Consider the following 12874-nt stretch of genomic DNA (forward strand, 5'->3'; position numbering starts at 1 on the left):
ACCATCTGTACAAATGACCTGTACTAATTATTTGTACTAAATAGTCAAACTTGGCAAAATATTGTAGTCTGACTAATATAACGTCTGTTTTGGAATGATATAACCCTTATGATAAATTCGTTACGTTCTACTTTAATTGCAGCGACTGCCATTGTATTAAGTTTTTCGAGTGCTGCTGTTGAATATCGTCTACCGGCTGAAGGCAGTAATTTAGTAGGTGAAAATCAATATTATGTTGTTCCTGAGGGGAAACTAACCTTAGAGCAAATTGCTTCACAATTTCAGCTAGGGTTGACTAATTTATTAGAAGCTAATCCAGGTGTTGACCCATTTTTACCTAAACCGGGTAGCACATTACTGATCCCGCATCAGCTAATTCTACCTAACGCTAAAAGAGAAGGTGTGGTCATTAACTCTGCCGAGATGCGTTTGTATTATTATCCGAAGGGTAAAAATACCGTCGAAGTATTGCCTATTGGTATTGGTCAAATTGGTAAAGATACCCCTGAAAATTGGGTAACAACAGTACAACGTAAACGCGCTAATCCAACTTGGACACCTACGGTTAATATTCGTAAATCATACGCGGCTAAAGGGATAACATTACCGGCTGTATGGCCAGCAGGCGCTGACAACCCAATGGGTTTATTCGCCCTTTATGTCGGTAACTTGTATGCGGTTCACGGTACTAACGCCACGTTTGGTATTGGTTTACGGGTAAGTTCTGGCTGTGTTCGTTTACGCGATGAAGACATTGAACATTTATATAATAGCGTACCAGTTGGCACACGTGTTGAGTTTATTAACCAACCGATTAAAGCCACTGAAGAACCTGATGGTAACCGCTATTTAGAAGTTCATGAGCCACTGTCACGAACTCAAGCTGAATTTGATTCGTTAGAACCAGTAGCACTATCATTCGATAAAGCCATGACTCGCTTTGTTGCTCACCCAGACACTGACTCATTTACATTAAAACGATTACTTGAGCAACGTACTGGAATGCCAACTCGGATTAATCCATAAGCATTAATCCATAAGACATAAAATGTTTGGATTTCTGCAAACATAACAAAATGGCTTTGTTAATTCAGTAAACACTGTGATTAACAAAGCCATTTTTTATATCAGCTTGATAGTTACTCCCAACTCAGGATAAGAAATGGAGTTACTTATCAGGTGTACTTATCGTCGACCCATTCTGATCAACATTATCACTGTCACTCACATTCTGACTATCACCCAGCGCTTCACTGGTTTGTGCTAATGCATGTAAATCTTCCATCGCCACATTAATGTCACTTTGACCGGCATTAATTAACTCTTCGGTTTGCTCGGCAAATGAAGTCTGTTGATCCATTTCTTGTAGAAGCGCGGCAGCATTTTCTTCTGTTATATTTAATGCTGATTGTGGGTATTGCTGAGCATTTGCTTGATTATTATCAGCTGACGGTGCTTGACCGCGATTTAGCATGGAGTTAATTGTCGGTTGCATAACCATAGCGGTAATAATCACGATTGCGGCGACAGCAACCAAACTAAGCTTACCCATAGAAATTGGCGTTTTCTTATCCGGCATTGAAGGAGTTTGATTGAGTTCGGAAAAACGTTCGCTATCAACCTGGGGTAACCCAGACGATTCAGGCCCTTTAGTGCGCATGCCGATAAATTGACCGCCATCATAAATTTCCATTTGATGACTGGATACTTCACCCTCGACAATACCCGAACTGACAATTATGAGTTTATTACAATGTAACGTGCCTTTGAATAAGCCAGACACTCGCAGCTCTTGACAAAAAACCTCACCTTCAACCACACCACTAGGTTCTATTTTTATTTGATCGGTTGAACTGATTTTACCCTTAGTTTGGCCCGCGATTATTGCTGGACCTTGAATATGCATATCACCTTCCAACGCCATATCGACACCAATATAGGTCATGCCCTTATTTTTATTATTCATTTTGGGTCCTTGTTAGGATTATTACTCTTGGTTATTATTCTTAGTTATTACTCTGGGTTAATCGTCTTTGTTGATAGATTGTTATTTTTATCACAAGAGCTTAAAGGAAATACACTTCATAATAAAGTAAGTCGTTAATGGTATAATACCCAGATCAACAATTTACCCTAAGTGCTATGTCGCCATTACAAGCTTACCAACAACGTCTTCAGCAAAATATTGTTGATGATCCTGCACAGCAGCAAGCAATACTCGCGCTTGATTTGCTTTATCAACAATGTCTCTGTGTTAATACAAACAGCCGAGGCTTATATTTATGGGGCGATGTGGGCCGAGGAAAAACCTTTTTGATGGACCTATTCTATCAAAGCTTGTGTGACCAGATTCAGTGCGATCAGATTCAGTGCAACCAGAGCATGTATAGCTCACAACATAAAACGGATAAAACCGTATTACGCCTGCACTTTCACCGTTTTATGGCCATGGTCCACCAGCAATTAAATCAAACTTCGGGGATACGTGATCCATTAACTCACATAGGCAAGCAGATTGCGGCGAAATATTCTGTTATTTGTTTTGATGAGTTTTTTGTCGCTGATATCGGTGATGCCATTTTACTCGGTCGATTATTTGAAACATTATTTCAGTCAGGCGTCATCTTAGTTGCAACCTCAAATGTACCAATAATCGACTTGTATAAAAATGGTTTACAACGCGATCGTTTTTTACCCACAATCGATCTGCTCCTACAATATACCCAATCGATCCACTTAGACGGTCAAATCGATCATCGCTTACATTTTAGCGCCGTAACGCCTACAACATCAGCCCGCTGGTTAACATTACCGTCGGCAATAACGCCTCAAGCGGTGTTTACACTTTTGTGTCAACAATACCCACAAGCTAATGTCAGCATAATAAATACACCTGACTCAATTGATATTTGTCAGCGCACTATTGCCATTGAGGCTCAATATGGACAACTTGCTTGGTTTGAATTTTCAGCTTTGTGCCAAGGCCCACGTTCGGCATTGGATTACATTGAATTAGCTAGCCGATTTAGCCATATATTGCTCAGTAATGTGCCTACATTAGGCGGTGAAGTACGTAGTTGGATTAAAGCTCGCGGCACCGAAGATGGCGCATTAGCTACCACCACAGGCGAACGACAACTGGCGTATGCCAGTGAAGACGATCCGACTCGACGCTTTATTAGTTTAGTGGACGAATTGTATGATCAAAAAGTGATGTTAATCCTCAATAGCGACTGCAACCTAGAAGATTTATATATCGACGGGGCATTACAATTTGAATTTAGACGCACTTATAGCCGCCTGATTGAAATGCAACAATGGGTGTAAATAAGCCTGCAGCACTGAAATGAACCGCTTAACAGGCGAGTCTATGCAGTAGATTATGAAGCTTGATAGTTTTCAACATCATTAAAACGAAGTAAAAAGTTGTCAAGAGCATCATTGGTCGGGTAATCGAACTGATATTTATTGTGAAAAAATACTGTCAAGCTAACCTGAGCATCGGCTAAAGTAATGGTATAACCATCATGATCCGTTTGCGCACTGATTCCACACAACCAATAATCATGACCATTATGACCGTCTTCAAGCGCCCGCTTCTCACCATATTGCGTGACTTTGTTAAACACTTTCAACGCGCGGTGAATATCAATTTCATTTTTCATATCATGCTCTGCTATTAATGTTTTGCATTATCATTTAAGCATACTATACGCCATTTGCACTTAATAGATCAGCGAAGAAAAACATGATAAACCCGCAAAGTACAACACGACTGATCAGCCTTAAATGGATCAGTTTACTATAGCAGTATTTTTTCGCTGAAAAGATTTCCCTTTGTTAACACAACAAGGCAGAATCGCGATACTTTATAACAGACAGAACCTATACCATGCCTGATATTGTGATTGCCTTTTTTGCCCTCGGTTTGCTTGCCGGGTTGATAAAGTCTGATTTAAAAGTCCCTAAAGCAACCTACGAAACCCTATCTATCTTACTTATGCTTACGCTAGGACTAAAAGGTGGCATGGCACTGCATGGAGAAACTGCCAATTTAGCGATCACCGAATTACTGTCTGTTATTGCACTTGGATTCATAATCCCACTTAGCCTTTATCCTCTACTGCGAAAATTAATTCAATTACCGCAAAAAGAAGCCATAAGTATTGCTGCTCATTACGGCTCTGTGAGTGCGGGAACATTTGCCGTGGTGATGACCATGGTCGATCAATCTCAGTGGCCTTTACGACCTGAAACAACGTTGTATCTAGTGCTACTCGAATTGCCTGCAATTATTATCATGCTTTGGCTACACCGCTACTTACAAGCAAAAGTAGCAGGCGATAGCCAACACTCTTCGGCAGGCAGCGTATTACATGAAGCGCTGACAAGCCGCGGAGTCGTATTACTCTGTGGAGGGGTGATCATAGGCTGGATATATGGCACTAGTGGCATGGCACCACTTACACCAATGTTATTGGGTGGTTTTAAAACGTTATTAGCACTGTTCTTATTAGAAATGGGGATTAGTACCGCCAAAGTATGCTTCCCTATTCCTTACAAACAATGGCGTTTATTGGTATTTGCTGCGGTAATTCCATTTATTTTAGCTTGGGCGGGTATCGGCTTAGGCGTGTTACTTGATTTACCTTCTGGCAGCATATTAGTACTTGCAGGCTTAAGTGCAAGTGCGTCTTATATTGCTGCGCCGGCCGCAATTAAGGCAGCAATACCAGACGCTAATATTGGTTTAGCGATGTTGGCATCACTCGGAATAACGTTCCCAATAAACGTATTAATTGGTTTACCTATCTATAAAATGTGGATAGAACAGATACTAAGCTGAGCATTGATACACTCATAACCGTGCCGATAAATCGATGTTAGCAGTTGCTGTTAACGAACGTTATTAACGATTGTTGTTAACAATCGTTAATAACGTTGATTTATTTCGCTGCGAATATGCAAATGAATAATAGTTGCGCCAAGTGTATTATTTGCAGCGGCTCAACGAGTTTAACGTTTGTAGCTTATCAAATCAGTTACATGCGCAGATAAAAACACCAATATCATCAATTTAATAAGCGCTATTTAATATCCGTTGGTGTTCTCTGGTGATGTATTGCTTTATCGACAAACATGGCTTTATCGACCTTAACCAAATAATCATTTAACGATAATGACTGCCTAGCTTGTCGATGCGCCACGCCCTTACTGTACTTTAATTGGTATGGTTTACCACTGTGCAAATTATGTTGATTAACGCACTGTTGAAAACGTTGTAATACATTATTAACACTAATTTCATCGCTTTGGCTCAGCATTACCACAAATTCATCACCAGCAAAGCGGGCAATAATATCCGATTCGCGGAAGCTGTCGATCAATAAGCCAGCAAAAGTCCTCAAGGCAGTATCACCTTCTTCATGGCCAAAATTGTCGTTAATTGCTTTAAAATAATCTAAATCAAAGAAAATTAAGCACGTTGCAAAATCAAGCCTATCACCATAAGCAAGCGTCTTATTAGCGAGTAATTCAAAGCCACGACGATTAGAAATACCGGTTAGCGCATCTAAGGTATTTTGCTGAATCGACAGCAGTTCTTCTGCGACAATTTTGCCAAGGTCTTCCAAGGCATCTTCATCATCTTTAGAGAAAGATCTCGGCTTGTCATCGATAATACACAAGGTACCTACCCTCACACCATTAGGCATAGTCAACGGATAGCCGGCATAAAATCGAATCTTAGGAGCCGCCAATACAAGCGGATTGTCGGCAAAACGTTCATCTTTTAGTGTATCTGGCACAACTAAAACATGTTGTTGATTAATAGTATGACCACAAAATGAAATATCACGCCGGGTTTCGCATACATCCACCCCCTGCACAGACTTAAACCATTGGCGATCGGAGTCGATTAAACTCACCACACTAATTGAAACTGAAAACAATCGCTTAGCCAACCGAGTGATACGATCAAAACGTTCTTCAGCGATCGTGTCGAGCACGTTCAGCCCTCGAAGCGTTTCGAGTCGAGTGTATTCATTGTCAGGTATCGATGCCAGCAGCATTAAACAACCTATTCAATCAAAATAATAGTTCTATAATCAAAGCAGTTAAGTGACTAAATATCAACCTAATCTACTTTGATTAATGTTTAAACCGATAGAATTTCATTATAAATTTCAATTACACTGTCGATTTTTTGTTGCACACTTTGTATGGGTAATTTACCGGGCAACTGTTGTAATGTCAGTTCATGATTCTCGTCACGCAGCCAGCAATAGGTTTGGGTTAAATGTTGGGCTTGCATGATGGGTAATAACTCCAACTCCGCCAACACTTCAAAGATACGCACATTATCAGACCAAATGGTTAATTCCTGATATTGATGAGCATTCGCTAACACTAAGTACTGAGCGATAAACTCTATGTCTGCAATACCACCAGCACTCTGTTTTAGATCAAATTGCCCTGGTTCAACTTGCAACAAGTGCTCACGCATTTTTATGCGCATGTCTTTGACCGCTTTGGCTAATACCTCTTTATCACGCTCTATTTTCAATATTTTCGCACGTAAATCACTAAAACGACCGGCAAGCGAATAATCACCAAATACAAAACGAGATCGCACTAATGCTTGATGCTCCCAAGTCCACGCTTCTTGTTGTAAATAGGTACCAAAATGCTCAATCTCACTCACCAACAAACCAGAAGCACCTGACGGACGTAAGCGCATATCCACTTCATATAACTCACCAGACGTTGTCCGGGTAGCAAATAAATGCACAATACGTTGGGCAAGCTTGAGGTAGAAATGGCCGATATCAATAGGACGCTTACCATCAGTTGTGCCAGCACCTGTGTGGCCGTGTAGAAACACCAAATCTAAATCAGAACCATAACCCAGCTCAATTCCACCTAACTTACCGTAACCAATGACGGCAAAACCCATGTTACTTGGGCTCGTTCCTGCAGGTATGCCATGGCGAGATGCCACCTGATGCCAAGCTTGTAGTACAACTTGTTCGATAATGGCTTCAGCTAAAAAGGTTAAATGATCGCTAACCTGCATGACAGGTAATACCCCAGTAACATCTGCGGCCGCAATCTTAAGCTGCTGAGACAATTTAAACTGCCGCAACGCTTCCATTTGCTGTTCCATGTCATCTTCAGGTACACGTAATAAATACTGGCGTAATTCACTAGGATAATCATCAATCGAAGTAATGTCATACAGCTGCGACGGATCAATTAACTCATCGAGCAGCATTGGGAAATTCGCCAGCTCGCGGGCAATCCAAGGGCTTGCACAACACAAACTCACTAATTGCTGTCTAGCGCCTGGGTTTTCACATAAAAGTTCTAGATAGGTAGTACGGGTTAAAATTTTATCCAGCACTTTAGCTACTGGTTTAAACGCTTGGCTCGGTTTAGTTTGAGTCACTAACTCTTCAAGCAACTTAGGCATTAATTTGTCTAGCGTTTCACGTCCTCGAGGTCCGATAGAACGTTTCGACACCGTTTGATGCCACTCATTTAATAGTGGCCATAATTCGGCATCATCGATTTGTTGCTCTTGCAACAAGGCGTTAGCGTGTTCATCTTGCTGCACATTCCAAAATAAAGCAGTCCAATGATCATTGTGTTCATGGCTGTCAGTACCACCCACAGTGGCATTAAAATGGCCATGAATGGTGACCATTGCTTGATTAATTTTTTGACGAAGTTCGGCTTCATCGGCCATGTCTAGCGGATAACATAAACGTTGCCAATCGAGCTCATTATTAGGCAGGGTTTGCGTTTGCTTATCGTCAATGGCTTGCAACAAGTTTTCCACTCGACGCAATATAATATAACTGTGTTTAAGCTCATCAACCGCTAAGTATTCCAATTGCCCTAAGCTGTACAAGGTATCAATGGCGCCAAATAAACTTTGCTGACGCAATGCAGGCTCGCGGCCACCACGGATTAACTGAAAACTTTGCACCACGAATTCAACTTCGCGGATCCCGCCGGCGCCAAGCTTAATATTATCGGTTAACTGACGACGCCTAACTTCTTGGGCGATTAATTGCTTCATTTTACGCAGTGATTCAATCGCAGAAAAATCAATATAGCGGCGATAAACAAATGGTCGTAGTAGGTCATGCAACTCATCGCAATAGCCAGACCAAGGTCCAAGTACGCGCGCTTTGACCATGGCATAACGCTCCCAATCACGGCCTTGCTCTTGGTAATAGTCTTCTAAACCGCTAAAACTGACCACCAAAGGACCACTTTCACCATAAGGTCGTAGACGCATGTCGACACGGAAAACGAATCCATCCACGGTGACTTGGTCGAGTAAATTCACCAAGCGTTGTCCCATGCGAATAAAAAATTGCTGATTTGCCTGAGTTCGTCGACCGCCAACGGTTTCACCATGTTCTGGAAAGGTAAAAATTAAGTCGATGTCTGATGAAAAGTTAAGTTCACGACCACCCAGTTTACCCATGCCTAAAATCAATAAGGGTTGTGGCTTACCTTCAGCACTTGTTGGTGTGCCGTATTGTTGACACATCTCTTGATATAACCAATCACGTCCAGCAATTACCAATGCCTCTGCTAATGCAGATAAATCGAGTAATGACTCTTCAACTGGGGTGTAATTTAAAAAGTCACGCCACGCTAAGCGCACCATTTGCAGATTACGATAACGACGTAAGGCAGACTTAACCTGCTCTTCTTGAGTTAACTCAGCTAATAGCGAATGTAACTGCGCATCAAACTCACTGCGCACAACATCACTTAATAAGCCATCAAATAACTGCACAATCCATTCTGGATGACGACAAAGTTGCTCACCCATATAGTCACTTAAGCCAAATACGGCCTTTAACTCTTGCTGTTGCATGGCTGTCAGTGCTGTTTTAGCTTCTGGCCAAACGTCGCAGAGTCTTAACCAGTAACGATCTGCGCTGTCTAGCATCGCTGCAGATAATACCTTGTTACTTTGGTTTTGCATGGCAATAATGATCCCTAAAGAAAATGAACGTTGGACATATTATGTCGTGAATGGTATATCTATCAGCCAGTCAAATGATCAGATTAATATCATTGACACTAAGATTACTATAACCTGTGTCATATTGAATTAGCACATGAAAAATCTACATTTTGGAGAAAACATGGTAGGTCACCTCCCACGTGTACTCACATTGATAACGGTATTGTTTGTTGCCTTAACCCTTGGCGGTTGCGGTGACGATAGACCGGAACAAATTGCTAAGTACCAGCAACTGACCCAACAACGACTTGATCTGTTGGCCAGTTCGCTCAATAACAATCAGTTACGCAATGCGACGTTACTCAAACAATACACTCGAGTTCTCGCTCAGCGTCAATCCGACTTAACCCCATTACTAGAAGAATTGGCTAAAGATGCCAGCACTGAAGGGCCAATGTTTAAGTCATTAACGCGTCGTTACAAAGACTTAAACGACAGCGCTAATTTTATTGATTTAGACCAACAGTTAGCTGAAGCACAGAATATTTATCAAGCCGCTGACACCAGTTTGTATAACGATATGCTGTCTGATCCAGTCAATGTTGTTGCCGATATGTCTAAAGGGCAACTCGCTCGAGTTAATGCTATTAGCCGTGAGGCTGAAGCCCTAGCAAATGGCACCGAAGGCAGTGGTGCAGGCAGCCAACTTGTGGGTAATCCTGCATATGGTAGCTGGCAAAATAATTCAAGCGGCACCTCCATTTGGGCTTGGTATGGCATGTATGCGATGTTTTCTAACTTCTCCCGCCCAATAGGCTACGGTAGTTGGTCGGGTAACCGTGGTTACAGCTATTATAATGATGTGGGACGTTACCGTTACACTTCACCAAAACAAGCAACTTCGCAAACCAAAACCTTTGAACAAACCAAGAAACGTTTTAACAGCCAAGGGAAACGATTCGACAGCCCTTATGCAAAAGCTCGAACAGGCTCTACTAGCTTGTCACGTCAAAGTACCAGTGCACCCAAAGCTAATAGCACCACTCAGAGCGCGAGTAGAAAATTTCGTTCGAGCTACTCAAAAGACAGCAGTTTCCGTAACTCAAGCAGCCGCACTAGTCGCGGTGTTAGCCGTGGAAAATAGGTAAGGACTCACCATGACATTTTTTCAAGAATATGGCTTAACTCAACATTTGGCGATTATTTTAGCCATTGATTTAACCATCGCTATCATTTTGCTGACGCTAATGCGTTATTTGCAGGGGTGGAGCGTTAAAGTCAACAGCAGTGCAGAGTTAGCCGAGCGCGACAACTTTGCCTTTGGGATCAGTACCGCTGGTGCTGTGGCGGCTTTAGGTATTGTGCTAACTGGCGCTATCACAGGCGAAGCGGCTCCGTCTTATTTAACTGAAGCGATTGGCATGTCGGCATACGGCTTGTTTGGCTTAATACTGATTAAATTAGGCCGTTTTTTACATGATAAAATCGCCTTAAATGAATTTGCTAAAAACGATGAGATTCTTAAAGGTAATATTTCTGTTGCTGTGGTTGATGCTGCTGCAGCCATAGCCACTGCCATTATTATCCGCGCGGTATTAATGTGGGCTGAAGATATTACTCTAGATACCTTTATCGCTATTTTTAGTGCCTTTTTAATCTCACAACTGATGTTAGTCATACTCACCCGACTACGTGAAAAGCGTTATGCCAAACGTAATCAAGGCGCGTCAATGCAACAAGCGTTAACTCAGGGCCAAACGGCATTAGCACTGCGTCACAGCGGCTACATGATTGCCATGGCACTAAGCTTTAATGCGGCGAGTCATTTTATTGCTTATGACCCAACAGCCCATGTAAGCAACATTATTGGTTGGTGCGCATTCTCATTGATCATGCTGGTGGTATTATCGTTATTAATAACCATAGTGAAAAAAATGGTGTTAGCCGGTATCAATCTTGCTGAAGAAGTTGAGAAACAACAAAACATCGGTATTGCAGCCGTTGAAATGGCGATTAGTATTGCCGTTGCCCTTATTCTCACGGCGTTAATGGCTTAATCTATGACAACACCTTTGCTCGATGATCTTCCCGCTAACACTACACAGGGGGACTCGCAGCAAAGTTCCCCTCCATCCCGTCAAGTATCATGGTTTGATGATGCCTTGTTACTCGGCATTATGGCCTCGTTGGCGGGATGCGGTCTTATTTATGAATACTTATTATCACACTATGCTGGTCGCATTCTCGGCGCATTAGAAGCCGCCATTTACACCATGATTGGTCTAATGATTGTGTCCATGGGTGTGGGCGCTTTTGCCGCACGTAAAATAAAATGCGCTTTTACTGGCTTTGCCATGCTTGAATTAACCGTAGCACTGTGTGGCTCTTTTGCCATTATCATTACCGCAGCGGTCATCGGATTCGGTCAACAACTGCCGTTAACCATCGCCAATACACTCGGCCTACCGCCAGATCATTTACCCAATGGTGGCTTTATTGCCAGTTTGCAAACTCTCAGTGCATATTTACCGTATGTTTGGGGTGTATTACTCGGGTTAATGATTGGCATGGAAATTCCACTTATTGCCCGCGTTCGACAATCATTGTCTGAAGCGCACTTACTGCATAATGCCGGCACCATATATGGTGCCGATTACATTGGCGCTGGAATAGGCGCCGCAATCTGGGTCGGTTTTATGCTGGCCATTGATATTCAATTAGCTGCTGCGCTTACAGCGAGCGTTAACCTACTCGCTGGACTGGTGTTTATTTGGCGTTTTTGGTCAAAAATAAATCATGTAAAATTGCTGCTTATCGGCCATATTATTGCCAGTGTGGTGATTGGCATATTAGCCGTTAAAGGCCCGAGCTGGGAACAGCATTTTAATAATCTTTTGTATAAAGATCATGTGGTTTATGCCAAAGCGACCCGCTTTCAGCAGCTCAATTTTACTAAGCGTTTGCGCGGTGGTGGTTTACCTCCCGTTTATAATTTATACATCAATGGTCGGTTACAATTTTCAAGCAGCGACGAGCACATCTATCATAGCTTTTTGGTTCATCCAACATTGGCTGCCAGCGCACGGCACGATAACGTGCTCATTATTGGTGGTGGTGATGGCTTAGGACTAAAGCAAGTACTCAAATGGCAACCTAAAGCGGTTACCTTAATGGATTTAGATAAAGACTTACTGGCACTGTTTAAATCGCCACCAGCAGATATGCCACAACGCTTACAGGATGCATTACTGGCGTTAAACGGCGATGCGTTAAACGATCCACGCTTAACATTAATGGTCGACGATGCATTTAACGGGGTTGATAAGCTAATTCAAAATGGCAAAATGTTTGATGCCATTATTGTTGACTTACCCGACCCAAGTCATCCTGATTTAAACAAACTGTATTCAGACTTATTTTATCGTAAGCTTAATGAATTACTTAGCGCCGATGGCGTAATAACGGTGCAATCAACCTCACCTTATCATGCGCCAAAAGCGTTTATATCGGTTGGTAAAACACTGACTGCTGCAGGGTTTAATGTAAAACAGTATCACCATAATGTCCCTAGCTTTGGTGAATGGGGTTGGAGCATTGGCAGTAAAATGGGTAAAAACCCACAACAACGTCTTGCTGCACTAACAGATATACCGGTACCAGAAGAATGGCTAACCCCAGGACTTATTCACGCTTCATTTGAATTCCCAAAGAATTTCTATGCCGATATAGACAACATCAAAGTAAACGAAATTGGTTCATTACAGCTGTATTACTACCACTTAGCGGCTTGGTCAGAAAATGAAGTAATTAATCTTTTTTAATTGGACCAGATAGCGCTTGACATATTATGTCTAGATGCTATCTTTACTCACAGACATAATATGT

Annotated in this window: 10 protein-coding genes; 6 read left to right on the forward strand and 4 right to left on the reverse strand. The window is 42.1% G+C overall.

The features are described 5' to 3' along the window. Positions 1-111: 111 nt before the first annotated feature. A complete protein-coding gene (locus GUY17_RS17325) occupies positions 112-1026 on the forward strand; it encodes a L,D-transpeptidase family protein (RefSeq protein WP_162024395.1) in 915 nt (304 codons plus the stop codon). A gap of 142 nt (positions 1027-1168) precedes the next feature. Here GUY17_RS17325 and GUY17_RS17330 read toward each other — a convergent pair whose 3' ends face one another. Next, positions 1169-1966 carry a polymer-forming cytoskeletal protein gene (locus tag GUY17_RS17330; protein WP_162023850.1) on the reverse strand — a complete coding sequence of 266 codons (798 nt, stop codon included), beginning with the start codon at positions 1964-1966 and terminating at the stop codon, positions 1169-1171. A 176-nt stretch (positions 1967-2142) separates the two neighbouring features. Between GUY17_RS17330 and zapE the strand changes: the two genes are divergently transcribed. Further along, the gene (gene zapE, locus GUY17_RS17335; protein WP_162023851.1) at positions 2143-3327 is read left to right on the forward strand and encodes a cell division protein ZapE; all 1185 of its coding nucleotides are present in this window, start codon (positions 2143-2145) and stop codon (positions 3325-3327) included. 53 nt (positions 3328-3380) lie between these two features. Here the strand turns inward: zapE and GUY17_RS17340 are convergent, their stop codons facing one another. Then, positions 3381-3665: a DUF3081 domain-containing protein gene (locus GUY17_RS17340; protein ID WP_101085284.1), complete on the reverse strand. Its 285-nt coding sequence runs from the start codon at positions 3663-3665 to the stop codon at positions 3381-3383. A 227-nt stretch (positions 3666-3892) separates the two neighbouring features. On the opposite strand from GUY17_RS17340, the gene GUY17_RS17345 reads away from it, so the two are divergent. After that, entirely contained in the window at positions 3893-4846 is a 954-nt protein-coding gene (locus tag GUY17_RS17345; RefSeq protein WP_101085283.1) for a sodium-dependent bicarbonate transport family permease, read from the forward strand. Between the two features lie 241 nt (positions 4847-5087). Here GUY17_RS17345 and GUY17_RS17350 read toward each other — a convergent pair whose 3' ends face one another. Then, positions 5088-6071, reverse strand: coding sequence for a sensor domain-containing diguanylate cyclase (locus GUY17_RS17350; RefSeq protein WP_162023852.1), 984 nt, complete (start codon positions 6069-6071; stop codon positions 5088-5090). An 86-nt stretch (positions 6072-6157) separates the two neighbouring features. Further along, positions 6158-9007, reverse strand: a complete 2850-nt coding sequence (gene glnE / locus GUY17_RS17355; RefSeq protein ID WP_194956035.1) for a bifunctional [glutamate--ammonia ligase]-adenylyl-L-tyrosine phosphorylase/[glutamate--ammonia-ligase] adenylyltransferase — start codon at positions 9005-9007, stop codon at positions 6158-6160. Positions 9008-9170: 163 nt separating this feature from the next. Here glnE and GUY17_RS17360 point away from each other — a divergent pair, with 163 nt between their 5' ends. From GUY17_RS17360 to GUY17_RS17370, 3 genes are read left to right on the forward strand one after another with little or no spacing between them, the layout of a single operon-like run. Next, positions 9171-10133, forward strand: coding sequence for a hypothetical protein (locus GUY17_RS17360; protein WP_162023853.1), 963 nt, complete (start codon positions 9171-9173; stop codon positions 10131-10133). 13 nt (positions 10134-10146) lie between these two features. After that, the gene (locus GUY17_RS17365) at positions 10147-11046 is read left to right on the forward strand and encodes a DUF350 domain-containing protein (protein WP_101085279.1); all 900 of its coding nucleotides are present in this window, start codon (positions 10147-10149) and stop codon (positions 11044-11046) included. Positions 11047-11049: 3 nt separating this feature from the next. Then, on the forward strand, positions 11050-12810 hold the full coding sequence (locus tag GUY17_RS17370; RefSeq protein ID WP_254439830.1) for a polyamine aminopropyltransferase: 1761 nt from the start codon (positions 11050-11052) through the stop codon (positions 12808-12810). Positions 12811-12874 lie beyond the last annotated feature (64 nt).

The organism is Shewanella sp. Arc9-LZ (assembly GCF_010092445.1).
Taxonomy (GTDB): Bacteria; Pseudomonadota; Gammaproteobacteria; order Enterobacterales; family Shewanellaceae; genus Shewanella.